General features: G+C 70.9%; 14 protein-coding genes and 1 tRNA gene. 13 read left to right on the top strand and 2 right to left on the bottom strand.

What is annotated here, in order from left to right; translation table 11 throughout:
• Positions 1-11 precede the first annotated feature (11 nt).
• The 9 genes from ACZ7IB_RS20750 to ACZ7IB_RS20790 all read left to right on the top strand — a co-directional run bounded on the left by ACZ7IB_RS20750 (position 12) and on the right by ACZ7IB_RS20790 (position 13,579).
• Positions 12-629: a small secreted protein gene (locus ACZ7IB_RS20750; protein WP_470914318.1), complete on the top strand. Its 618-nt coding sequence runs from the start codon at positions 12-14 to the stop codon at positions 627-629.
• A gap of 92 nt (positions 630-721) precedes the next feature.
• A complete protein-coding gene (locus ACZ7IB_RS20755) occupies positions 722-2,260 on the top strand; it encodes a DUF7059 domain-containing protein (RefSeq protein ID WP_470914319.1) in 1,539 nt (512 codons plus the stop codon).
• Between the two features lie 400 nt (positions 2,261-2,660).
• Complete coding sequence (locus tag ACZ7IB_RS20760) at positions 2,661-2,858, top strand: hypothetical protein (protein WP_470914320.1); 198 nt, start codon at positions 2,661-2,663, stop codon at positions 2,856-2,858.
• 331 nt (positions 2,859-3,189) lie between these two features.
• Positions 3,190-6,066: a type I DNA topoisomerase gene (gene topA / locus ACZ7IB_RS20765; protein ID WP_470914321.1), complete on the top strand. Its 2,877-nt coding sequence runs from the start codon at positions 3,190-3,192 to the stop codon at positions 6,064-6,066.
• 261 nt (positions 6,067-6,327) lie between these two features.
• Positions 6,328-9,492, top strand: coding sequence for a dTMP kinase (gene tmk / locus ACZ7IB_RS20770; protein ID WP_470914322.1), 3,165 nt, complete (start codon positions 6,328-6,330; stop codon positions 9,490-9,492).
• A 171-nt stretch (positions 9,493-9,663) separates the two neighbouring features.
• Positions 9,664-10,869, top strand: a complete 1,206-nt coding sequence (locus ACZ7IB_RS20775) for a DNA polymerase III subunit delta' (protein ID WP_470914325.1) — start codon at positions 9,664-9,666, stop codon at positions 10,867-10,869.
• Between the two features lie 106 nt (positions 10,870-10,975).
• Positions 10,976-12,502 carry an alpha/beta hydrolase gene (locus ACZ7IB_RS20780; protein ID WP_470914328.1) on the top strand — a complete coding sequence of 509 codons (1,527 nt, stop codon included), beginning with the start codon at positions 10,976-10,978 and terminating at the stop codon, positions 12,500-12,502.
• Between the two features lie 119 nt (positions 12,503-12,621).
• Positions 12,622-12,695 (top strand) — tRNA-Thr (locus ACZ7IB_RS20785).
• Positions 12,696-13,363: 668 nt separating this feature from the next.
• Positions 13,364-13,579, top strand: coding sequence for a hypothetical protein (locus ACZ7IB_RS20790; protein WP_470914330.1), 216 nt, complete (start codon positions 13,364-13,366; stop codon positions 13,577-13,579).
• 7 nt (positions 13,580-13,586) lie between these two features.
• Here the strand turns inward: ACZ7IB_RS20790 and ACZ7IB_RS20795 are convergent, their stop codons facing one another.
• Both ACZ7IB_RS20795 and ACZ7IB_RS20800 read right to left on the bottom strand, forming a co-directional pair.
• A complete protein-coding gene (locus ACZ7IB_RS20795) occupies positions 13,587-14,756 on the bottom strand; it encodes a hypothetical protein (protein ID WP_470914332.1) in 1,170 nt (389 codons plus the stop codon).
• Positions 14,757-15,131: 375 nt separating this feature from the next.
• Complete coding sequence (locus ACZ7IB_RS20800; protein ID WP_470914334.1) at positions 15,132-18,194, bottom strand: AfsR/SARP family transcriptional regulator; 3,063 nt, start codon at positions 18,192-18,194, stop codon at positions 15,132-15,134.
• 296 nt (positions 18,195-18,490) lie between these two features.
• Here ACZ7IB_RS20800 and ACZ7IB_RS20805 point away from each other — a divergent pair, with 296 nt between their 5' ends.
• The 4 genes from ACZ7IB_RS20805 to ACZ7IB_RS20820 all read left to right on the top strand — a co-directional run bounded on the left by ACZ7IB_RS20805 (position 18,491) and on the right by ACZ7IB_RS20820 (position 24,445).
• On the top strand, positions 18,491-19,381 hold the full coding sequence (locus ACZ7IB_RS20805; protein WP_470914336.1) for a hypothetical protein: 891 nt from the start codon (positions 18,491-18,493) through the stop codon (positions 19,379-19,381).
• Between the two features lie 56 nt (positions 19,382-19,437).
• Positions 19,438-21,690, top strand: coding sequence for a protein kinase domain-containing protein (locus ACZ7IB_RS20810; RefSeq protein WP_470914338.1), 2,253 nt, complete (start codon positions 19,438-19,440; stop codon positions 21,688-21,690).
• A 2-nt stretch (positions 21,691-21,692) separates the two neighbouring features.
• The gene (locus ACZ7IB_RS20815; protein WP_470914502.1) at positions 21,693-23,858 is read left to right on the top strand and encodes an outer membrane protein assembly factor BamB family protein; all 2,166 of its coding nucleotides are present in this window, start codon (positions 21,693-21,695) and stop codon (positions 23,856-23,858) included.
• 269 nt (positions 23,859-24,127) lie between these two features.
• A complete protein-coding gene (locus tag ACZ7IB_RS20820) occupies positions 24,128-24,445 on the top strand; it encodes a hypothetical protein (protein ID WP_470914340.1) in 318 nt (105 codons plus the stop codon).
• Positions 24,446-24,809 lie beyond the last annotated feature (364 nt).

Consider the following 24,809-nt stretch of genomic DNA (forward strand, 5'->3'; position numbering starts at 1 on the left):
GGACCGATCCGGTGAACAAGAAGCTTGCGGCCGCGCTGTCCGGCGGTGCGGTACTGGTACTTACGCTGTCGGGCTGCAGCAGCGACGACAACAGCGACAAGGTGAACGCCTGGGCCAAGAAGGTCTGCGACCAGGTCCAGCCCCAACTGCAGAAGATCGCGAACGCCAACGCCGCCATCCAGCAGCAGACCGCCGACAACAGCAAGCCCGCCGACGTCCAGAAGACCGACTCGGCCGCCTTCCAGCAGATCTCGCAGGCGTACAAGGCACTGGGCGCGGCTGTCGAATCGGCGGGCGCGCCGCCGGTCGACGGCGGCGAGACCACGCAGAAGGAGGCCGTGAAGGAGCTCAACGCCTCCTCCGCGGCGTACGCGAACCTGCAGAAGAAGGTCGACGCCCTCAACACGAAGGACCAGGCGAAGTTCGCCGACGGTCTCAAGGGCATCGCGGACGAGCTGAACAAGATCAGCACCAGTGGTGACGAGGCGCTGAAGAAGCTCCAGTCCGGCGAGGTCGGCACCGCGATGGCGAAGCAGAAGGGCTGCCAGAAGCCGACGGCCTCGGTGCCGCCGAATACCGCTTCCTCGAAGCCGACCTCCCCGTCCGCCTCGCCCAGCAAGAAGTCGTAACCGAGCGGAAGCAGCGGTTGTACGGGCGGCCCGGCGGCCCCGGTGGGCGCCGGGCCGCTGCCGTTGTCAGCGGTAACGGCCACAATGGGTGGGTGAGTACGACCAGTCTCCCCGCGCCCGACCGTTCGCCCCGGCTCCGCGAAGCCCTGCTCGCCGCCGCCTTCACCGCCGACGGGCTCCTCGACCTGCTCGGTGCGCCGGCCTATGCCGCGCTCGCCCGCAGCGAGACGGTTCCGGCGCTGCGTGCCACCAGGGGGGACTCCCCGCTCGAAATACTGGTGCGGCTCTTCCTGCTCCAGTACCCCGTCCCGTACGAGCGGGCCCGCGCCGCGCTCCCACTGGCCGAGTGCATCGAAGACGGCTGGGTGACCCGGACCGGCGACGAGGTGCGGGCCACCGTCGACGTGCGCCCGTACAGCGGGCCCGAGGGGCAGGACTGGTACATCGTCTCCGACCTGGGCTGCGCGGTCGGCGGCGCGGGCGGCATCGGTTCGCGCGAGGAGGGAGTGGTCCTCGGAGTCGGCGGGGCGTCCACCACGCTCGCCGGGATCACCGTCCGTACGCCTGTCGCCTCCGCGCTCGATGTCGGTACGGGCTCCGGCATCCAGGCGCTGCACGCCTCGCAGCACGCCACCCGGGTCACGGCCACCGACCTCAACCCGCGTGCGCTGGACTTCACCCGACTGACGCTCGCCCTGTCCGGCGCCGCCCCGGCCGAGCTGCGCCAGGGTTCCCTGTACGAGCTGCGCCAGGGTTCCCTGTACGAGCCGGTCGGAACCGAGACGTACGACCTGATCGTCTCCAACCCGCCGTTCGTCATCTCGCCCGGCGCCCGCCTCACCTACCGTGACGGCGGCATGGGCGGCGACGATCTGTGCCGGACCCTGGTGCAGCAGTCGGGCGACCGGTTGAACGAAGGCGGATACGCCCACTTTCTCGCCAACTGGCAGCACATCGAGGGCGAGGAGTGGCAGAACCGGCTGAGTTCCTGGGTGCCTCACGGCTGCGACGCCTGGATCGTGCAGCGCGAGGTCCAGGACGTCACGCAATACGCGGAGCTGTGGCTGCGCGACAGCGGCGACCACCGCACGGACCCAGCAGAGTACGCCGCACGGTATGACGCCTGGCTGGACGAGTTCGAGGCCCGCAAGACCAAGGGCGTCGGCTTCGGCTGGATCACCCTGCGGAAGTCCGCCGCGGCTGCCGCCGGGAACCCGTCCGTCGTGATCGAGGAGTGGCCGCATGCGGTGGAGCAGCCGCTCGGACCGGCCGTCCAGGACCACTTCGCCCGCCAGGACTACCTCCGCGAACAGGACGACGCGGCGCTCCTGGCCGGCCATTTCGCACTCGCCGCCGAGGTCGTGCAGGAGCAGGTCGGACTGCCGGGCGCGGAGGACCCCGAGCATGTGGTGCTCCGTCAGAACCGCGGCATGCGGCGTGCGACGAAGGTCGACGCCGTCGGCGCGGGCTTCGCGGGTGTGTGCGACGGAACGCTGCCCGCGGGCCGGATCCTGGACGCGATCGCCCAGTTGATGAACGAGGACCCTGTGCTGCTGCGCGACCGCACCCCGCAGGCGATCCGACTGCTGGTGGAGGAGGGCTTCCTGGAGCCGGTGCCGTCGGCGAGCTGATGGCGTTGCTCTGGTCCCAGCCCCAGCCCCGGCCCCGGCCCCGGCCCCGGCCCCGGCCCCGGCCCCGGCCCTGGTCCCGGGGTGGGGCGGCTGCCGACTCCGCCACCGCGGATGTCTCCGGCACCGGGCTCCGTTCCGGTCCGGGCGCGTGCTGCCGTATGTAATGAATGGGCTCACCATCAGCGTCTTCATGCTCACGGCCGACGGTCCGCCACTGGGGGCGGTGGATTCCGGTTGGCTTGCGGACCGGTGTCGCCCCGGGGCCTCGGCCCCGCGCTTTCAGGATGTGTGAATCCGGCCATTCACCGGGGGTTCGCGTGCACGACGCCCTGGGGTGGCACCCTCCCCCTGACCGGATGGCACGGGCCCCGGCCGAGCAGGGACAGGGAGGCGTACGGACATGGAGAGCGGACCTGCGGTCTTCGCCGGAACAGCATTCGCACTGTTCGGCGCCGCGCTGCTGCTGTGGACGGGGGCGCGCGTGATGCACCGTGCGCCGGTGGCGCACGGTGTGAGCCCCGTCGCCTCCGCAGCTCTCGCCACTGTGTTCGGCGTACTTTTTCTCGTCCTCGGTGTGTGGTGCTTCACCCGCATCTGAATCCACTCCCCGCCGGACCGGGCCGGGAACCGCAGGTCACGGCGGCCAGTGGCAGGGAACACGCCCGGACAGTCCGCCTCTCACCGCCGGTGCCGGCAGCGCCGTCACAGCAACCAGAAACCCGCAGGCAGCGGGCGTGTGCGCGGCGGACCGGGCAGTCCGGGCGGCAGGAATGGCGGAAGTCGGGTTACCGTTCGAGTGGCCGTTGCGGGCTTTTGCCGTTTGACACGGGGGCGGGTTGTACCGTCACACTCCGCAGCGACAGCACCGTCGGCAGCGTCATCGCGTTGCCCGGATGCCCACTGAGTGTCGACCGGAGAGAAGAGCGAAGTTGTCCCCGACCAGCGAGACCGCACAGGGCGGCCGCCGACTCGTCATCGTCGAGTCGCCTGCCAAGGCGAAGACGATCAAGGGCTACCTCGGCCCCGGATACGTCGTCGAGGCGAGCGTCGGGCACATCCGCGACCTGCCGAACGGCGCCGCCGAGGTCCCGGACGAGTACACCGGCGAGGTCCGTCGGCTCGGCGTCGACGTCGAGCATGACTTCCAGCCCGTCTACGTCGTCAATGCGGACAAGAAGGCGCAGGTCAGGAAGCTCAAGCAGCTGCTGGCCGAGTCCGACGAACTTTTCCTCGCCACCGATGAGGACCGCGAGGGCGAAGCCATCGCGTGGCACCTGCAGGAAGTCCTGAAGCCCAAGGTCCCGGTCCACCGGATGGTCTTCCACGAGATCACCAAGGACGCGATCCGGGAGGCCGTCGCCAACCCGCGCGAGCTCAACCAGCGCATGGTCGACGCCCAGGAGACCCGCCGAATCCTCGACCGTCTCTACGGCTACGAGGTCTCGCCGGTCCTGTGGAAGAAGGTCATGCCGCGCCTGTCGGCCGGCCGCGTCCAGTCCGTGGCGACCCGTCTCGTCGTCGAGCGGGAGCGCGAGCGCATCGCCTTCCGTTCCGCCGAGTACTGGGACCTGACCGGCACCTTCGCCACCGGCCGCACCGGTGACGCCTCCGACCCGTCGGCCCTCTCCGCCCGCCTCAGCGCGGTCGACGGCCGCCGCATCGCCCAGGGCCGTGACTTCGGTCCGGACGGGCAGCTGAAGTCCGGCTCCGGTCAGGTGCTGCACCTGGACGAGACGAACGCCCGCGCCCTGGCCGCCGCGCTCGCCGACGCAACGTTCGCCGTACGGTCCGTCGAGTCGAAGCCGTACCGTCGCTCCCCGTACGCCCCGTTCCGCACGACGACCCTCCAGCAGGAGGCGAGCCGAAAGCTGGGCTTCGGGGCCAAGGCCACCATGCAGGTTGCGCAGAAGCTGTATGAGAACGGCTTCATCACCTATATGCGTACAGACTCCACGACCCTCTCGGACACCGCGGTCTCCGCGGCCCGGGCCCAGGTCACGCAGCTGTACGGCGCCGACTACCTGCCGGACAAGCCGCGCACGTACGCCGGGAAGGTCAAGAACGCGCAGGAGGCGCACGAGGCGATCCGCCCCTCCGGCGACCGCTTCCGCACCCCTGCCGAGACCGGCCTCACCGGCGACCAGTTCCGGCTCTACGAGCTGATCTGGAAGCGGACCGTCGCCTCTCAGATGAAGGACGCGGTCGGTAACTCCGTCACCGTCAAGATCGGTGGCCGGGCGAGCGACGGCCGCGACGCCGAGTTCTCCGCGTCCGGCAAGACGATCACCTTCCACGGCTTCATGAAGGCGTACGTCGAAGGCGCCGACGACCCGAACGCCGAGCTCGACGACCGTGAGCGGCGCCTCCCGCAGGTCGCCGAGGGCGACGCGCTGTCCGCCGAGGAGATCTCGGCCGATGGCCACGCCACCAAGCCGCCGGCCCGCTACACCGAGGCCTCGCTGGTCAAGGAGCTCGAAGAGCGCGAGATCGGCCGCCCGTCGACGTACGCCTCGATCATCGGCACCATCCTCGACCGCGGCTATGTCTTCAAGAAGGGCACCGCGCTCGTCCCGTCGTTCCTCTCCTTCGCCGTGGTCAACCTGCTGGAGAAGCACTTCGGCCGGCTCGTCGACTACGACTTCACCGCGAAGATGGAGGACGACCTCGACCGCATCGCGCGTGGCGAGGCCCGGGCCGTGCCGTGGCTGAAGCGCTTCTACTTCGGTGCGGGCGCCGGCGACACGGCCGGAGCGGGGGCGGCCTCCGACGCGGGCAACGGCGACGGCGACCACCTCGGCGGTCTGAAGGATCTCGTCACCGACCTCGGCGCGATCGACGCGCGTGAGATCTCCTCCTTCCCCGTCGGCAACGACATCAAGCTCCGGGTCGGCCGGTACGGCCCGTACATCGAGCGCGGCGAGAAGGACTCCGAGGGTCACCAGCGCGCGGACGTGCCGGAGGACCTGGCGCCCGACGAGCTGTCCGTCGAGTACGCGGAGGAGCTGCTGGCCAAGCCGAGCGGCGACTTCGAGCTCGGTGCGGACCCGGTCACCGGGCACCAGATCATCGCCAAGGACGGGCGTTACGGCCCGTACGTCACCGAGGTGCTGCCCGAGGGCACCCCGAAGACCGGCAAGAACGCGGTCAAGCCGCGGACTGCCTCGCTCTTCAAGTCCATGTCGCTGGACACGGTGACGCTGGCCGACGCGCTCAGGCTGATGTCGCTGCCGCGTGTCGTCGGCGAGGACGCCGACGGCGTCGAGATCACCGCGCAGAACGGCCGCTACGGCCCGTATCTGAAGAAGGGCACGGACTCGCGGTCGCTGACCTCCGAGGAACAGCTCTTCGACATCACCCTCGAAGAGGCCCTCGCGATCTACGCCCAGCCCAAGCAGCGCGGCCGCGCCGCCGCCAAGCCGCCGCTGAAGGAACTGGGCACCGACCCGGTGAGCGGGGCTCCGGTCGTGGTCAAGGACGGGCGCTTCGGTGCGTACGTCACCGACGGCGAGACCAACGCGACGCTGCGGACCGACGACAGCGTCGAGACCATCACGCCGGAGCGTGGCTACGAACTGCTCGCCGAGAAGCGCGCCAAGGGGCCCGCCAAGAAGAAGACGGCCAAGAAGGCCCCGGCCAAGAAGGCGACCGCGAAGAAGACGGCGGCCAAGAAGACGACTGCGGCAGCCAAGAAGACCGCGGCGAAGAAGACGACGACCGCGAAGAAGACGACGACCGCGAAGAAGACGACGACCGCGAAGAAGACGACTGCGGCGAAGAAGACGACTGCGGCGTCTGTGGAGGACTGACCGTAGGACCGATCGCCGGAGGGGCTGGGCTTCCAGCCCCTCCGGCGTTTGCGTACCGGGGCGGGACGCCTGTGGCGGGACTGCTCCCCTACCCGCCCCTTCCCGGAACCGGCGCTCTGCCCCGGACCCCAATCCTCAAGCGCCGGAGGGGCTGGGAATGCCCCTCAATCGTCGGCGGTGCTGGAGACGCCCGCCCCCCGGGACGCCCATATGTTCGGGCGGGGCCTCCGGGGACCCCGCCGCTCCGGATAGGCTGGGCGGATGACGCGAGCCGAGCAGCCAACGGTCGTGAGCCCCACCTCCGACACACTTGCCGCAGACTCACGCGAGCGCGCCGTACGAGCCCTGTTGCGTGTTCCCCCGCTGAAGCGGTTGTGGAGCGCCCAGCTCGTCGGCAGTATCGGCGATGCACTCGCCCTTCTCGTGCTGGTGCTGATGTCGCTGCAAGCGGCGGTCCTTGAGGGCTCATTCGGAGCCGGGTACCGAGGGGCGGCGTTTGCCGTCGCCGCGGTGTTCGGTGCCCGGATCCTTGCCACCCTGCTCTTCGGAGCCGTACTCCTGGGGCCGCTGACGACGCTCACCGCGCCAGGCGGACCGCTGGACCGGCGGTGGCTGATGATCGGGACGGACGGGCTGCGGCTCGCGCTGCTGGTCGTCGCACCGCTGTGGATCGACTGGATGCCCGACAAGGCGCTCATGATGATCCTCATCACCGTCTTCGTCATCGGCGCATCCGAACGCCTGTGGACGGTTGCCAAGGACGGTGCCGCCCCCGCGCTGCTGCCCGCCCCGCCCCCCGAAGGCGCCGCTGTACGTCCGCTGCCCGACCACCTCGACGCACTGCGCCGGCTCTCCATCCGTACCGACTTCGCCGCCATTCCGGCCGCCGCGGCCGTCCTGCTGATCGCCACGCTCATCGGCAACCTGCTGGGCTCGGGCCTGGAGTGGTTCTCGCTCCACCAGGCGGCCCTCGGCTCGTACGTCGCGGCCGGGCTCTTCTCGGCCTCGATCTCCACCCTGTACTTCCTGGAACTGCCCGGTTCGCAGACGCCCCGCCCGCGCTCGCCGCTGGAGGGCCTGCGCCGGCCGTCGACCGGCAGCGGACCCGACAAGGGCCGCACCGGATCCGTGCCGCTGATCGTCGGCGTCTGTGCCGTAGTCGCCGGAGCCATTGCCGCCGCTGCCGCCGTCGCCGTACTGCACGCCGCCGACCTGGGCGGCGGCCCCGCCACCTTCGCCCTGCTGATCCTCGGCCTGACCGGAGCCACGGGTGTCGGCATCCGAACCGCGGGGAAGGTGCTGCCCGCGCTGTCGCGGCGCCGGCTGCTCGCGCTGGCCACCGCCGTCACGGGCATCGCACTCCTCGCCATGGGACTCGTGCCGGACACGGCGACCGTGCTGATGATCGCGGTGCTCGCCGGATACACGGCGGGTGTCGCAGCCGGCACCGGTCATGTCCTGGTCGACCAGGAGACCGAGGAGTTCCGCCGGGCCAGGACCACCGAACACCTCCAGGCCGTCGTACGGGTCCTCATCGCGCTCGGCGCGCTGGCGGGCCCGCTGCTGGCCGCCGCGATCGGCGAGCACCGGCTGACCTCCGGTGACTTCGTCTTCGCCCACGGTGGAGCGGCCTTCGCGCTGATGCTGATCGGCGCACTGCTGCTGCCTGTCTCCGTGATCGTCCTCGCCAAGACGGACGACCGCTCCGGAGTGCCGCTGCGCCGTGATCTGCGCGAGGCACTGCGCGGCGGTGACCCGGCCGTCGCCCCCGCCGCGACCGGTTTCTTCCTCGTCCTGGAGGGCGGCGACGGCGCCGGTAAGTCCACCCAGGTCGAGGCGCTCGCCGAGTGGATCCGCGCCAAGGGCCACGAGGTCGTCGTCACCCGCGAGCCGGGCGCGACCCCGGTCGGCAAGCGGCTGCGCTCGATCCTTCTCGATGTGTCGTCGGCCGGGCTCTCCAACCGGGCCGAGGCACTGCTGTACGCCGCCGACCGCGCCGAGCACGTCGACTCGGTCGTCCGCCCGGCGCTGGAGCGGGGCGCGATCGTCATCTCCGACCGATACATCGACTCGTCCGTTGCCTACCAGGGCGCGGGCCGTGACCTCTCCCCGACCGAGATCGCCCGGATCTCGCGCTGGGCGACGAGTGGACTCGTACCGCATCTGACGGTGTTGCTGGACGTCGACCCGGAGACCGCGCGGGAACGGTTCACCGAGGCGCCCGACCGGCTGGAGTCCGAGCCGCCCGAGTTCCACACCCGGGTGCGGTCCGGCTTCCTGACGCTGGCCGCGGCCGACCCGACCCGCTACCTGGTGGTGGACGCGGGCCAGGATCCGGAATCGATCACCACGGTCGTACGCCACCGGCTCGACCAGCTTCTCCCGCTCTCCGAGGCCGAGATCAAGGCCCAGGAGGAGGCGCGCAAGGCCGCCGAGGAAGAGGCCAGGCGCAAGGCTGAGGAAGAGGCGGCCCGCAAGGCCGAGGAGGAGCGGCTGGAGCGCGAGCGGCAGGAACAGCTCGCCAAGCTGCGCGCCGAGGAGGAGGAGCGCAAGCGCCAGGAGCTGGAGGAGGCACGCCGGCGCGAGGCCGAACGCCAGGCGGAAGAGGCCCGGCAGCGGGCCGAGGAAGCCCGGCGTCTGGCCGAGGAGGAGAGGGCCAGGCTGGCGGCCGAGGAAGCGGCCCGCGAGGCCGAGCAGGCCCGGCTGCGCAGGCAGGCCGAGGATGAGGCCCGGTTGCGCAAGGAGGCCGAGGCGCGGCGGCTGGAGAAGCAGCGCAAGGCCGAAGAGGCGCTGCTGCGGGCCGAGGAAGCCCGCCGGCAGGCCGAGGCCGAGGCAGCTGCGGCAGCGGAGGCGGCCCGGGCGCAGGCGGCGTCCGTACCGGACAGCGAGATCACGGTACCGACACCGATCGTCAACCCGAACGATGTGACGCAGCCGGTGCCTTCGCCGGTCACCCCGCCCTCGCCCGCCGACGAGGCCGAGACGGCAATGATTCCGAAGATCCACGACCGGTCCGAGCGCCCTGGCGCGGCGGGTGCCGCGGATGAGACGGCGGTTCTTCCTCCGGTACAGGACGTACGTGACGCCCGGGCTGCTCGCGACGCCCGGGACGCGAATCCGGCAGACCGGGTTCCGCGGGGCATCTTCCGTGACGAGCGCCCGGCGGACTCCGCCCGGGAGAGCGATAACGAGCGCACGCGCGAGCTTCCGCAGATCAGCGACCCGCATGCGGTCGCCCCGCAGCCGGTTCAGGACCACTGGGACGGTCAGGAACACCAGGAGCGCCGGGGCCGGCGCCCTCGTCCCGACTGGGCCGAGGAGACACCGCTGGACGATCTTCCGACACTGGCGGACGAGCTGTTGGGCGACCACCGCGACGACGAGGACTCAGGCCCCTCGGGCCGGGGACGGCGCCCGCGCCGCTGATCCGCGGAGGCTGCCGGGCGGGTCTGCCCGGCAGCCGGACTGCGGTGCTGCCGGGATTGTCAGACCCGTCCCCCACAATGGGAGTCGGATCGACAAGCAGTGACATCACAGCTGCGCGGCCGCATCGCAGGACAGCCGCGCAGCCGCACACCACCGGAAGGGCGGTGACCCATGACCGTATGGGACGACCTGGTCGGTCAGGACCGGGTGCAGGAGCAGCTCGGCGCCGCCGCCCGGGACGCCGATGCGCTGGTCACCGCCCACTCCGCAGGGGAGCCGGTGCCTCCGGGGTCGAAGATGACCCACGCCTGGCTGTTCACCGGCCCGCCGGGCTCCGGCCGTTCCACCGCCGCCCGGGCCTTCGCCGCCGCCCTCCAGTGCACCAGCCCCGACCGCGCCCTGGGCGGCGCACCGGGCTGCGGCTTCTGCGACGGCTGTCACACCAGCCTCATCGGTACGCACGCCGACGTAGAGGTGGTCCGTACCGATCTGCTCTCCATCGGTGTGAAGGAGACCCGCGAGCTGGTCCGCCGCGCCCAGCTCTCCCCGGCCGTCGGCCGCTGGCAGGTCATCGTTCTGGAGGACGCCGACCGGCTCACCGAAGGCGCGGGGAACGTCCTGCTGAAGGCCGTCGAGGAGCCCGCGCCGCGCACGGTGTGGCTGCTCTGCGCACCCTCCCTCGAAGATGTGCTGCCCACCATCCGTTCCCGCTGCCGTCACCTCACGCTGCGCACGCCCCCGGTCGACGCTGTCGCCGACGTCCTGATCCGGCGCGACGGCATCGATCCGGAGCGGGCCGCGTCCGCCGCCCGTGCCACCCAGGGCCACATCGGCAGGGCCCGCCGCCTCGCCACCGACGAGAGGGCCCGCTCCCGTCGCGCCGCCGTGCTCAAGCTCCCGCTGCGGGTCGAGGACATCGGAGGCTGCCTCAAGGCCGCCCAGGAGCTGATCGACACCGCCACCGATGACGCCAAGCAGGTCTCGGAGGAGGTCGACGCCAAGGAGACGGAAGAGATGAAGGCCGCGCTCGGCGCCTCCGCCGGGGGGCGGATGCCGCGCGGCACGGCGGGGGTGATGAAGGAGCTGGAGGACAGGCAGAAGCGCCGCAAGACCCGTACCCAGCGCGACAGCCTCGATCTCGCCCTCACCGATCTGACCGGCTTCTACCGCGACGTACTGGCCATCCAGCTGGGATCGAGGATCGCCATCGCCAATGCGGACGCACAGGACGCCCTCGACCGCATCGCCCGCTCCTCCACGCCCGAGCGAACCCTGCGCCGGATAGAGGCGGTGATCGCCTGCCGCCGGGCGCTGGACCGCAATGTGGCGCCGCTGCTCGCGGTGGAGGCGATGACGATGGCGCTGCGCGCGGGCTGACGCCACTCATCACTCATCGCCGCTGCTCATCACCGTCTATCACTGCCTTTTCACCCGTACGAGCAGACAAGCGGGCGAACCGTCACGCGGCGACTACGCTCCGGGGATGGACACCAGGCGCCCGCTCCGCATCCTTGCCACCGCGCTCGGCACTGCCGGCCTCCTCATCTCCGGCTGCAGCAGTGGCAATTCGACGAGCGCCTCGCCGTCCACCCCATCGGCCCCCGCCGCGATCGCGCCGTATTACGCGCAACAGCTGAACTGGCGGGACTGCGGCGTCGAGGGGTTCCAGTGCACGACGATGAAGGCGCCCCTGGACTACGCGAAGCCGGACAGCGGCGACATCGCGCTGGCCGTCTCCCGCGCGAAGGCCACCGGACCGGGCAAGCGGATCGGCTCCCTCCTGGTGAATCCGGGCGGCCCCGGCGGTTCGGCCGTCGGCTACCTCCAGAGTTACGCGGCCATCGGCTATCCCGCCCAGGTCCGGGCCCGTTACGACATGGTCGCCATCGACCCGCGCGGAGTGGCCCGCAGCGAGCCCGTCGAATGCCTCACCGGTTCGCAGATGGATGCCTACACCCAGGTCGACCAGACCCCGGACGACGCCACCGAGGTCAACAGGCTGAGCGACGCCTACAAGGAGTTCGCAAGCGGCTGCGAGCGACGCTCGGGCGAGATCCTCCCGCATGTCTCCACCGCCGAGACGGCCCGCGACATGGACATGTTGCGGTCCCTGCTCGGTGACGAGAAGCTGCACTACGTCGGGGCGTCGTACGGCACCTATCTCGGCGCGACGTATGCCGAGCTCTTCCCCGCCCGGGTCGGCCGCCTGGTCCTGGACGGCGCGATGGACCCGTCGCTCCCCGCAGTCGACGCGAACCGCGACCAGACCGAGGGCTTCGAGACCGCGTTCAAGTCCTTCGCCGCCGACTGCGTGAAGAAGGCGGACTGCCCGCTCGGCACCACCTCCACCGCCGACGCGGCCACCCGCCTGAAGCAGCTCTTCGCCGGCCTCGACGCCAGGCCGATCCCCACCGGCGCCTCCCGCGAGCTCACCGAATCCCTCGCCACCACGGGAGTCATCGCCGCCATGTACGACGAGTCGGCCTGGCCCCAGCTCCGCGATGCCCTCGCCGGGGCCGAGAAGGGCGACGGCTCCGGCCTGCTCTCCCTGGCGGACAGCTATTACGAACGCGAGCCGAACGGCACGTACGCGAACCTGATGTTCGCCAACACCGCCGTGAACTGCCTGGATCTGCCGCCCGCCTTCGCCGACGCCAATGCCGCAGCCCAGGCACTCACCGTCTTCGAGAAGGCATCCCCGGTCTTCGGCAGGACCTTCACCTGGGCCGCCCTGAACTGCGCCCACTGGCCGGTCCGTCCCACCGGCACCCCCCACCGCATCGAGGCGAAGGGTGCCGACCCGATCCTCGTGGTCGGCACCACCCGCGACCCGGCCACTCCGTACAAGTGGGCCGAATCCCTGGCCGGCCAGCTCTCCTCCGGCACCCTCCTCACCTACCGCGGCGACGGCCACACGGCATACGGCCGCGGCAGCGACTGCATCGACACGGCGATCAACACCTACCTCCTGGACGGCACCCCGCCGACCGAGGGCAAGATGTGCTCCTGATCGCATCCGGACCGCCGCTGACCTGCGAAAACGGGCTAAAGTCGGGCTGGTACGGAGCACCCCCGGAAACTGTGTAGACTTGGCGACGCTGCTGATCGCACCATGGTGCGACAGGGCGTGCCGCCTTAGCTCAGTTGGCCAGAGCAACGCACTCGTAATGCGTAGGTCTCGGGTTCGAATCCCGAAGGCGGCTCCGAGAAACCCCAGGACTCACTCGCCGTGACCTGGGGTTTCTTCTTTTCGTTGACCTTGGAATTCAGGCCAAACGGACCCGTGCGGTCTGCGCATCGCAATGCGTAGGTCGAAGGTATGGTCTCTGTAGTGATGTTTAGTGCTCAGGGCGCTTGAGCTGGGCTTTTTCGGTGACGATGGCGTTGGCTGAGGTACCGTCAAGGACTATGTGTGGCCAATGTGCGGCCATGAGTGCAGCGACAGTGCCGAGGCGGTAATCGGAGGCCGAGCTTCTGGGCTCAGAGTTGACCGACGCTTTGTTGGTACTCGACAACCGCGCCGATGGAATCGGACCCACCAAGTGGGCACGCAGGTGATCGTCGAGCTGCGTGCGGCAGGCGTGACGCTCGGGCCGCTGCAGTCGAACTCACGCCCAGCGTGATCGGTACGGCAAAGGCTTTTTAGCCTTCTGGTGCATCGGTGCCCGCCTGCGCTGCGAGGCGCAGGTTGCGTGTCGGCGTATTGATCGTCGGCCAGGCCGCTGAAGTGCTGGGCGCAGTCGGGATGCTCCCGCAGGACGCCACCAGCACAGCAGCTCCGCCGGTCAGGCTGCGCGGCAGGGTCTGATCTTGTCCTGCGGACGCCATTGGTCCCAGGCTCCGTCCCAGACGCACAGGGCACGAGCGGCCGGTGCTTGCTGCGGGCTTCACGCACGGCGACGGCACCGCGATGGAGGGGAAGGACACCGAGCGGCTGCTGTGGAGGGTCTGGCGCGCCGGCCGCGAACTCGGCTACCTGGAGCCGGAACGGCCCATCGACGCCCCGATCTCCCTGTCCGCCACCAGCCGCCCGGCCGCTCTCGCCACCCTCCGCCTCCTGGTCGAGGGCCCACGCGACCACATCTGAGCGCGCCTCAGCGGGTTGTCAGGTCGGCGTCGGTGAAGCGTCGCATCAGCGAGGACTTGGCGCGGTGCTGCTCGCGCAGGTCGTGCAGGCGTCGGGCGAACTCCTCGGGGGTGTCCGCCCGGTCGTGGACCTCGCGGAGATCCTTCAGGAGGGTGACGGCGGTGTCGTAGGGGCCGGGCTGTTTCTGCCCGATCAGGTTGGCGATGTCCTGCCAGGCTTGCTCGGCGTTCTCGGCCAGGTGGTCCAGGTGGCGCTCGCGGGTCAGCTGTTTGGCCCGGCGGGCCTGGGCGTGGGCCTGTTCCTGCTGCCGGGTGTGCTCGCTGCGCACCTCGTGGGCGGCGTCGAGGAGTTCTGCGGCTGAGCGGCGCCGGGTGGCGGTGGACGGTTCGGCTTGGCCGTGGGACGCGGCGCGGTGGCGGGCCAGCAGTGCGGGGCCCGGTTGTGGGGCGGCGCCCAGGGCGGCGTCCAGCAGCAGGGCATCCTTCTCATGTTGCGGCAGGGCGCGGATCCAGGCGGCGAGTGCGTCCTTGTCGATTGCCTGGGAAGGGGCGGCACCGCTGGCGCGGGCAGCAGCGGTGAGCAGGTGCGGGTCGATGTGCAGGAAGTCCGCCAAGGCCTGCTGCGGACCGGTGAGTTGGGCAAGGCCTGCGGGTACGGGCGGCTCGATGGTGGAGGTGTACTCGTCCTCGTCGACGTCCTCCTTCAACTCCCAGCGGGTGAGCGCGGAAAGCCAGGCCAGATAGAGGGGACGCAGGTCGCCCGCGGCGAGTTCGGTACGCAGGGTGGTGAACGAGGCGAGGGTGAAGGGTGTCTCGAAGTCCCATTCGCCGCCGTCCTCGGCCGAGTAGGCGAAGTCGAGCAGCAGGTGCCCGTTCCTGGTCCAGCAGGTCAAGGCGTCTTCCACACAGTACGGTTCGACGCTGCGGGCGGGCAGCAGCGTGGTGGGCAGGCGCAGCATCAGGAGCCGCGAGCCCCAGTTGGCGAAGTACAGGTGAGCGTCGTACAACTGCTCCACCAGTTTGCGCTCATCGCCGCGGAAGTTGCCGTAGTGGTACTCGTTGACGAAGTGCGTCGCGCTGATCCTGGCCCGGCTCGACAGGGCCCGCACCTGCTCGAGCTCATCCTTGGTCAACGGTCGGTCGATGGCCTGGAACTCGTAGTACTGGTACTCGCTCACGGCCGTGCAGCCTACCGCCGTGCGCTGCGGCTCATGTGACGGCGACCTGGGTTTGATCCCCCTGTGCAACGGGGACCTGGCGGGGAACTCGGACACATACGGGTACCTGGTGCGGGAGGTCGACCGGGGAACGCTCCGGCGTCCTTCACCGAGCTGTTCGGCCTCCCCGTACCGGTCGGACTGCCCGCGCAGGCGCTGGTGCCGCGGAGCGAGCGCATACCGCCGCGGGCCGGCCTGTGAACAGACGCTGTCCGACCGGACGTCAACCGCAGTCGACCTCGCTCCGCTCTCGGACCCTGAGCGTGCGGCACTGGGTGCGAGGGTAGTCCAGGAGTACTGCGCCGTCGGAAGGTGCGCGAGCCAGAACCGGCGAGATCAGGCATCCGAGTCCCGCCGGGTTGCTCGGGTTTCGTGCAGATCCGCTTCTCGTGCCGTCACGGATGGTGCGCCACCAGGGGAGGGCGGCCGTCCCAGCTCCTCCGTCCCGGCCAAGGACAGGGCGATGTGGAACTGCTGCTCGGCCTCGGCCTGGTGGCCCGCTGCCGAGTAGGTGTGTCCGAGCCGGCGGCGGACCTCCATCTCCAGGGGCCTGCTGGTGTGCTCGGTGAGCGTGGCCAGGGCCTCTTGCTGGAGGGTGATGGCCAACGGCAGGTCTCCGTCGCCGTGTTCCGCGGCGCCGAGCAGGGACAGGCTCGTCGCGCGCAGTTGCAGGTCGCCGACCTCCTGGGCCAGGTCCGCTGCGCGTCTCGCCACGTCTTTGACCTTCGTGTGCCGGCCGAGTGCCAGGTGGGCCTCGGCGATGAAGCACAGGGTCTTGCTGATCATTCTGGGGTGGCCGATCTTCTCGGCGAAGGCGAGGGAGGCGGCGTAGTACGTGAGTGCTTCCTTGTGCCGTCCCTGCTGGTCGTGGAGGGCGCCGAGGTTGCAGCTCGACATCCCGGCCAGCCAGTCGTCGTCGAGCCGGGCCGCCAGCTCCATGACCTCGCTCAGGTGGGCGACCGCCTCCGGGATGCGGCCCAGAGCACGCTCCGCAGCGCCCAACCCGGCGGTTGCCCGGGCCTGTTCGCGCAGGTCGCCTTGGTGGCGGGCGAGGCGCAGCGCGTCGGTGCACCAGGCGTGGCCCTGCTGGAAGCGCCCCTGATAGAGGTCCGCGATGGCCATGCAGTTGCGCAGGGCGGAGGGCATCCGCCGGTCGTCGGCCACGTCCGCGCTGGGCAGTGCGAGCTCCAGGGCGGAGCGGCACTCGTGGTAGCGGCCCTGACGGACCAGCGGGTCGACCAGGGATTCGGCGATCCAGCAGGCGTGGTCGTGCTGCCCGGTGGCGGCCGCGTAGGCGATCACGTCGAGCAGTTGGCCGCCCGCGGCGTCCAGCCATGCGTCGGCGTCCTGCCAGTTCGAGAAGGGGGAGTGGGAGACGTCCGGGCCGGTCGGGAAGCCCTCGGGGCCCCAGTCGCTGGCGATGCGGCCGGCGGCTGTGTAGAGGTGCAGCACGGCGGCGCGGTCCGCGGCGGTCTCCTCGGGTACGGCGGCGGCCAGGCGGCGCGTGTGGTCGCGTACGAGATCGTGTAGCCGGTAGCGGCTGAGCCGCGGCTGCTGCAGCAGGCTCGCGTCGACCAGGCGCTCCAGGAGGTCCTCGGTGTCCTGGCGCGAGCGGCCCAGCATGACGGCGGGGGTGAGCCCGTCGAACTCGGCGGTGGGGGACTGGCCCAACGCCCGGAAGCCGCGCTGCAGTTCGGGGGTGAGCTGGTCGTAGGACATCCGGAAGGCGGCTTCCACGCTGCGGTCCTCGGCCCGGAGCTCGCCCAGGCGGCGTTCGTCGTCCGACATCCGGCCGACCAGGTGGGCCAGTGTCCAGGACGGACGGTTCTGCAGCCGGGCCCCGGTGATCCGCAGCGCCAGCGGCAGACCGCCGCAGCGGCGTGCGAGTTCCTGCGCGGCCTCCGGTTCCTGTTCGGCGCGCGCCTCGCCCAGCAGATGCGTGAGCAGCGTGACAGCCTCGCCCGTGCCCAGCGGCTCCACGGTGAGCCGCCGGTCGGCGTCGAGGCCGGGCAGCCGCTGGCGGCCGGCCACCAGCACTCGGCTGCCCGGGCCCGCGGGCAGCAGCGGGCGCACCTGTTCCGCGCTGCGGGCGTCGTCCACGACCAGCAGCAGCCTCAGGGAGCTGGTGGCCGCGCGCCAGGCGGTGACCAACTCGTCCAGTTCGTCCGCCAGTTCGCCGTCGGCGCCGTGGACGGCACGGAGTAGCCGGTGCAGTGCGCGCTGCGGGCGCAGGCTCTCGTGGGGGACGCCGTGCGCGTGCAGGTCCACGAACAGGCAGCCGTCCGGGTACTGGGCGTGCAGCGTCCAGGCGGCGCGGACCACCAGCGCGGTCTTGCCGACGCCCGCCGTGCCGTCGACGGCGGCCACGGAGACGGAGCCGGGGGGCACGGGTGTGGTGAGCAGGGCGAGTTCTGTCTCCCGGCCGACGAGCCAGGCAGTGTCGCCGGGGAGTTCGTTGCGGCGAGGTCGTGGCGGGGGCAGGGGACGCTCGGGTGCCGATGCCAGTGTGGGTGCGGATGGCGGTGAAGGGGCCGGTGCTTGTGCTGCGTCGGATCCGGCGGTGCGGGGCAGCGGTGCCCGGCCGAGCAGCATCAGGTCGTCCCGGCGCAGTACGCCTTGGTGTACCCGGCGCAGTTCCTCGCCGGGCTCCACCCCCAGCTCGCCGCGGAGCCGGTCCCGGGTCTCCTGGTAGGCGGCGAGTGCCTCGGTCTGCCGGCCGCTGCCGTACAGCGCGCGTATGCGCAGGGCGGCGAGCGGCTCGTCGTGCGGCTGCGCCGTGGGCGCGGCCAGGAGCTTGTCCAGAGCCTCCGTGTACCGGCCCAGGAGGACCAGGCACTCCGCCCGCTCCTGATGGAGGGTGCGCCGCTGCCGGGCAAGTCGCTGCCGCTCGGCGTCGGCGAACGGCCCGGGCAGGCCGGCCAACGGCTCCCCGCGGAACAGGTTCAGTGCCCGCGTACAGCCGTCGAGGGCGGTGGTGAGGTCGCCCGCGGCCTTCGCCCTGCGGGCCGCGGCGGCCTGTCCGGCCAACTCGCCGATGTCCGTGCGGGCTTGGCCGGGTACGAAGCGGTAGCCGCCGCGCTCGCCGCGGATCGCGGATGCGGCGGGGCCGGTGCCGGGCGCGTCCAGTGCCTTGCGTAGGGGGTAGACGTAGCTGGGCAGGACCCGGCGGCCCGTGCCCGGGGGCTCGAGTCCCCATACGTCGTCCAGCAGTTGCTGGTGGGTGACGAGCGTCTCCGCGCGCAGGATCAGCGCGGCCAGCACCGCCTGACGTCGCACGGGCCCCAGGTCGAGGGGCGCCTCGCCGCGGTGGGCTCCGACCGGGCCGAGCAGGTCGAGGCGCAGCCGATCCGCCGCATCCTCCGCACCCGTCGTACCTGCTGTGTCTGTCGCGGCCGTCATGCCGGTCGCATCCGCCGGATCCCACGCGCCCACGCCTGAGCCGACTGTGTCCGCTGTGTTCGTGCCCACGCCGCAGTCCCCCGTCGTCCCCGTAGTTCCCCGTTGCTCTGCTGCAGCCGAGTCGTCTGCCGCCGCCGAGTCCTCTGTTTCATCAGAATTTCATCGGAATTGCAGTGTCTCGCGAGAGGGTTCGGGACGTTGTGCCGGGTCCCGGTCGACCGTCGCTCCGGCCTGGCCCCATGGGACGGGTTCCTGCCGGTCCCGAGGGCATAAACCGTACGAAAGCGAGCTGTTCTGTGAGTGAGACCCCGCAGGTGGACCCCCGGCAGGGCTTCGGCGAGAGCCGTCCCACCCAGCCGCTCGGGCAGGGCACGCCGGCCTGGGGACCCGCGGCGCAGGGACCCGGCCAGGCGCCGCCCCCGATGCCGGGTCAGGCGCCGCCGCCCGTCCCGCCGCAGGCGCCGGGTGGGCCCTCGGCCTGGTCGCAGCCGGTTCCGGCGGGCGGTCCGGGCAACCCAGGCCCGCGCGGCGGCCGTTCGCGCATCTGGCTGATCGGTGGCGTTGCGGCGCTCGCCGTGGCCGTGATCGTCGGCGTGGTCATCGCCACGTCAGGGGGCGGCGACAAAGGCACCGCGTCGGGCAAGCCCTCCGGCTCCCCGGGAGACGCCGCCAAGCCGGAGGCGCCGTCGGGCAAGGCGTTCACCAAGGTGCCCAAGGGGTGCGAGCTGATCAAGGCGTCCACCATCGAGAAGATCGCGCCCGGAGGCGAGTGCACGCCCGGCTTGATGGACGACAAGGATCTGACCTCGGTGATCACCAGGATGCCGAGGTGGGAGCACCCCGGCTACGGCGGCGCCTATCAGGGCCTGGATGTGAACCTCATGGTCGGCACGATGGCCAAGAGCACGTACGACAGGAACAAGAAGACCGCTCTCAAGGACCTCGGGGGCATGCGCAAGGTGCAGGAATCCCGGTCGGTCAGCGGGCTCGGCGAGGAGGCCTTCGTCGTCGACACCGTCGACACCATGGACGGGTCGCTGGCACAGGCTGAGGTGATCGTCCGTGAGGGCAACGCCTCGCTGACCACAAACTTCACCTACAGCCGGGATACCTCCGACATCACCCAGAAGCAGGCCGAGGACGCCGCCATCACCGCCGCCCGTGATGTGCTGGGCTCGCTGAGCTGACCGCCCGCGGCAACGACGTGCACACACCCCCATACGGAGGCAGCGACCCCACGGCCATGCAGCCTGCGCACACCACAGTGCCGCAGCCGCCGGCCGCGGCGACCCGGCCGGTCACCGCCGTCCCGCGGCCGCCCGGGCAGGTCTCTCAGCAGCAGAGCCCTGCCCGGATCGGCCCCTACGAGGTCTTCCAACTCCTCGGCGAGGGCGGCATGGGCAGGGTGTTCCTGGCCAGGTCACCGGGATCGCGCCTGGTCGCCCTGAAGGTCATCCGGCCCGAGTACGCCGAGGCGTCGAACTTCCGCGGGCGTTTCCGGCGCGAGGCCGAATCCGCCCGCCGGGTGAGCGGGTTCTTCACCCCGCCGGTGCTCGACGCGGACGCCGATGCCCCACAGCCCTGGCTGGCCACGGCCTACGTCCCCGCGCCGTCGCTGCACGATGTCGTACGCACCTTCGGTGTGCTGCCCGAGCCTGCCCTGCGGGCCCTGGGCGCCGGCCTCGCGGAGGCGCTGCTGGCCATCCATGACACCGGCATCGTCCACCGCGACCTCAAGCCCGGCAACGTACTCGTCGCCGAAGACGGGCCCCGCGTCATCGACTTCGGCATCAGCAGGGCGGTGGACGCCACCCAGTTGACCCGGACGGGCGCCGTGATGGGGACGCCCGGGTTCATGGCGCCCGAGCAGATCGTGTCGAGCCGCGAGGCCGGACCGGCGGCCGACGTCTTCTCCCTGGGCTGCGTCCTGGTCTTCGCGGCCACCGGGCGGGGCCCCTTCGGCGCCGGAGGGACGGCCGAGATCCTCTACCGGGCCGTCCACCAGCAGCCCCAACTGGACGGCGTTTCCCAGGCGTTGAGCCCGCTGATCGGTTCCTGTCTGGACAAGGATCCCGCCCGCAGGCCGCCCGCCGCGTCGGTGCTGGCCGCGCTGGGGGCAACCGACCCTGCCGCGCTGCTCACCGAGGGCCTGCGGGAGGATCTGGCGCGGCGGGAGGCGCACGCCGCCGTTCTGGTGGCCGCACCGCCCGTGCCCATGACGTCCCTCGCGCCGCCCGTCGACCCGCTCGCCACCGCCGTCCCGAGCGGGCCGAGTCGCCGCAGGTTCCTGTGGATCGCCGCGGCCGGTACCGCCGTCGCAGCGGGCGCAGGCGCCGCGACGCTGGCCGGGTGGCGGTCGACGCCTGGCAGGACCCCGGACCGGGCCAGCGGCAGTGCGGGCACCACCGGCCTGCCCGAGCCCAAGGTTCCGGCCGGCCCGAAGCCGCAGTGGTCGGCTCCGCTGAAGAAGCTGGAGAGCGGACAACTGCGGCTCCTCGGAGACACGTTGGTGCACTGGGACCAGGGCAGCGCGTACGCCTATGACGCCGCGACCGGGGAGGAACGCTGGACGGGTTCGCTGCGCGCACCCTCCGACGTCTCGGGGGATCCGAAGTGGCTGGGCGTGCACGGATCGATGCTGTACGCCGAGGCCTGGGGCGGCGAGCGCGGCTATCTCTTCGGTATCGACGCCACAGGCAAGCAGAAGTTCACCCACGCGGTCACCCAGCAGGGCGCCAGCACCCAGTCCGCCGACTCCGTCGAGAGCGTTCTGTCCGTCGCCGGTTCGGTCGCCGTCGTCGGCACCAGTGGCGACGACGGTTATGGCGTGCTCGCGGTCGATATCGACTCGGGCGAGGTGCTGTGGTCGCGCACGGTCAAAGGCAGCGACTTCCAGGCTTACGCCGACGGAAGCCTCTGCTTCCTGCAGGACAACGGCACGCTCCGCGGACTCGGCCTGCGCTCGGGCACCGAGCGGTGGCAGGTCCGGGACGTCATCGAGCCCGGCGCCTATCCGCACCTGTCCACCGACGGCAAGACCCTGCTCGTCACCAGTACCAAGGTGCAGGCCTTCCGCGCCGCCGATGGCGAGAGACTGTGGACCGCCGTCAACGAGACGACCACCATCAGCCCGGCCAGGGTCCGCGGTAAGCGGGCCTATGTCTACGACGGTCCGGGCACCGTGTTCGCCCTGGACATACAGAGCGGTGAGCAGGTGTGGCACACCGCGAGCCCGGTGGACCTGACGACCACCGGCGGTGCATACGGCCAGGGGCCCACCGTCTCCGCGTCCGTGGTGGCCATCGCCACGTTCGCCACCGGCGACGTCCCGGGGTTCGTCGTCCTGCGCGCCATTGACGGCAAGCCGCTCTGGGCGCACCAGCCCTCCGGGAGCAGAGCCGGGGGCAAGAACGACTGGCTGCTGCAGACCTCCGGCAGCACCCTCTTCGCCGCATCCGAGACCACCCTCTACGCCTTCCGGAGCGACACCCCGTGACCATGCCGCCGTCCCCGCCGATGCCGTCCGCGCGCCCCCCGCAAGCCGCCTCACCCGCCTCGTACATCGGCCCCTACCGGGTGATCCGGGAACTCGGCGCGGGCGGCATGGGCCTCGTCCACCTCGCCGCATCGCGCAGTGGCCGTGCGGTGGCCGTCAAGGTCGTACGTCCCGAACTGGCCGCCGACCCCGATTTCCGCCGCCGCTTCAAGGCCGAGGTGGACGCCGCCCGCGCGGTCTCCGGCGCCTTCACCGCGCCGGTCGTCGACGCCGACCCCGAGGGGCCCCAGCCCTGGCTGGCCACCGCGTACATCCCCGGCCCCTCCCTCGCCGACGCCCTGGACGCCCACGGGCCCATGCCCGAGTCCACCCTGCGCGTGCTCGGCGGCGGCCTGGCCGAGGCGCTGGCCGCGATCCACCGCGCCGGGCTCATCCACCGCGACCTCAAGCCGTCCAACATCCTGCTCACCCTCGACGGCCCCAGAGTCATCGACTTCGGCATCAGCCGGGCCGTAGACGGAACCGTGCTCACCGCCGAGGGCCAGGTCGCCGGCTCGCCCGGCTTCATGTCGCCCGAGCAGTCGAGAGGGGGTGAACTCACGCCCGCCAGCGATGTGTTCGCCTTCGGCGCCGTGCTCGCCTTCGCCGCCACCGGCATCCCGCCCTTCGGCACCGGTGCGGCCCACGCCCTGCTCTACCGGGCCGCCTACGAGGAGCCGCAACTGAACGGCGTCCCGCACGGCCTGCTCGGCATCGTCGCCGCCTGCCTCGACAAGGACCCCGCCCGGCGCCCCACCGTCGAGCACCTGCAGGCCCGGCTGCGCCCGGAGACCACCGCCGGCTGGCTCGGCGCGGTCGAACTGCAGGTGACCGAGGACGAGCGCACCCTGCAGGACGTGGTACGCGCCCCGCTGCTCAGCCGCCGCCGGTTGTTGACCGGCGGCGCGGTGCTCGCCGTTACCGCGGCGGCCGGGGGCACCGCCTGGTTCCTGCACTCACGGGGCGAGGACAGCAAGGACACGGTCGCCACCCCCGAACTGGACTGGACCAATGAGCTTCCGCAGCCCACCATGTCCCTGCGCGCGGTGACCCGGTCCACGCTGCTGTGCACCCAACTGGCCTCCGGCGCCTGCTTCGACCGGGACACCGGCAAGCTCCTGTGGAAGGACCTCGGCGGCCAGAACACCGACGCCCTCACCGACGACAAGCGCGTCTACACGGTACGTACCGACGGCAAGGTGCACGCGTTCGACGGCCGGTCCGGCGAGGAGGTGTGGGACGCGTCCCCGGCCGGGGACAGCGCGCCCGAGCTGGACTTCTCGGACGGCGAGTTGGTGGTGACCATGAGCGACGGGCGCATCCAGGCCCTGGAGGCGTCGAGCGGCGAGGTGCGGTGGACCTCGACCGACGTGGAAGACGTAAGCATGGTCCTCGGCGCCACCCCGGCAGGCGCGCTGCTCGCCTGGGGCAGCGCATCGAAGACGAACCCGGCCGCGACGCTCAACGGATACATGGCCCTCGACCCGGACACGGGTAAACGCGTATGGGCGAAGGATCTCGTCACCCTGTACCCACCGGACACGAGCAAGGTGCTCTACGGCATCGACGCCGACATGAAGCTGCTCGCCCTCGACCCCGACGACGGCGAGACGCTCTGGAGCAAATCCACCGAACTCCCGCCGACGAACAGCGAGATCCTGGGCCTCACGGGGTCCATGAGCCTGATCGAGGGAACCCTGTTCTGCTACCCGAGCACCAACTTCAACGGCTCGACCCGCGGCTTGCTCGTCGCCTTCGACCCGGCGTCGGGCAAGACCCTGTGGACAGTGCAGACCGCCGCCGACGGCAACCGCGGCTACGCACGCGCCGGCGCGACCGTCTGCTACCTGGACAAGAAGATCCTGCACGGGATCGACGCCAAGACCGGCGCGAGACGCTGGACAGCAGGGTCAGGCCTGGCTGACCTCGAGTTCCTGGGCACCCTGCGCGGACTCTTCCTCGCCGCGGGCAAGAAGGGCCTGTACGCCTTCGACGCCGACACCGGCAAGCAGGTCTGGCACTATCAGGCCACCGGCGGCTCCGGCTCCTGGTCGACGCACGCCGTCGGCGATCACCTGTACGCCACATGGTCCGGCAAGCTCTTCCGCTTCTCGGTGCCCAAGGCATAGGCGAACCCGCCTCAGGGAATGCTTGAATCGCCCTCCCTTGAGCGATTCCATCAGCGCACAGGTTCCCTCACCCTGTGGAGCGCGACGAGCCAACCCGGGAGATTCGGTACCGACTGCACTCCGAATCCGTGACCGGCGAGGCCGCGCTGCGATCACGCGGGGACGCCAGCGATTTTATCGCCGCCCGTCTCCCTGGTACTGGCGTCCACCTGGGCATGTCCTGACGACTCTTCGCCGCGTGCGCCGCCCTGCACAAGGCGCAGTCCGAGATGCCCGTGAATGAGTCCCTGTTCCTGCCCGACCTTGTCAGGCCGCGTCACGGCGTCGACGACGAGGAGCGCGAGGAGTACAGCCGTGCCTACTACGAGCAGGAAGAAGAGCGAGGCCCACGCCTGCGCGCAGATATCCGCCACGGATTCGCGCAGGCTGATGCACGGTCCTGGAGCGATCTTCTGTCGGGCCGCCAGGTTGAGGTGTCCCTGGAGGACTCGGAGGAGAGCGGGCTCCTGGAGGGAACGACTGCCGAAACCTACCTCGCGATCGAACACACCGAGCCGGTGCTGGCCAATGCCCGCGAGCGTCGGTAGGCGCAAACGCCTACTGCGTCACGGGCGCGCGATCGCGGAGAAAGCCCGTTCCGACGGCTTCTCGCGCGGGCGGTGGCTACTTTGTAGGGCAGTGACAATGCTGCTCAGGTGGCCTGACACCCCTATAGGTGCGGCCAGAGTGCGGCCGGACGCCTTTGGATGAGATAGCACAGGGTGTAACGGCGGGACCGCCCGCACGTCTTCTGATCAGGCAAAACAGCACCCGGTGGCACGAGCCGGAACCAGCTGTCACGAACCCCCGTGGTCTCGTAATGCGTAGGTCTCGGGTTCGAATCCCGAAGGCGGCTCTGTAGAAGCCTCAGGACTCACTCGCCGTGACCTGGGGCTTTTGCTTTTATCGGGC

This window comes from Streptomyces sp. NPDC037301, assembly GCF_055602785.1.

Excerpts from the sequence above, each read along its gene's own strand:
- ACZ7IB_RS20760 (WP_470914320.1), top strand. The coding sequence starts at position 2,661 with ATGGAGAGCGGACCTGCGGTCTTCGCCGGAACAGCATTCGCACTGTTC.
- tmk (WP_470914322.1), top strand. The coding sequence starts at position 6,328 with ATGACGCGAGCCGAGCAGCCAACGGTCGTGAGCCCCACCTCCGACACA.
- ACZ7IB_RS20775 (WP_470914325.1), top strand. The coding sequence starts at position 9,664 with ATGACCGTATGGGACGACCTGGTCGGTCAGGACCGGGTGCAGGAGCAG.
- ACZ7IB_RS20780 (WP_470914328.1), top strand. The coding sequence starts at position 10,976 with ATGGACACCAGGCGCCCGCTCCGCATCCTTGCCACCGCGCTCGGCACT.
- ACZ7IB_RS20800 (WP_470914334.1), bottom strand. The coding sequence starts at position 18,194 with ATGACGGCCGCGACAGACACAGCAGGTACGACGGGTGCGGAGGATGCG.
- ACZ7IB_RS20810 (WP_470914338.1), top strand. The coding sequence starts at position 19,438 with ATGCAGCCTGCGCACACCACAGTGCCGCAGCCGCCGGCCGCGGCGACC.
- ACZ7IB_RS20815 (WP_470914502.1), top strand. The coding sequence starts at position 21,693 with ATGCCGCCGTCCCCGCCGATGCCGTCCGCGCGCCCCCCGCAAGCCGCC.
- ACZ7IB_RS20820 (WP_470914340.1), top strand. The coding sequence starts at position 24,128 with ATGCCCGTGAATGAGTCCCTGTTCCTGCCCGACCTTGTCAGGCCGCGT.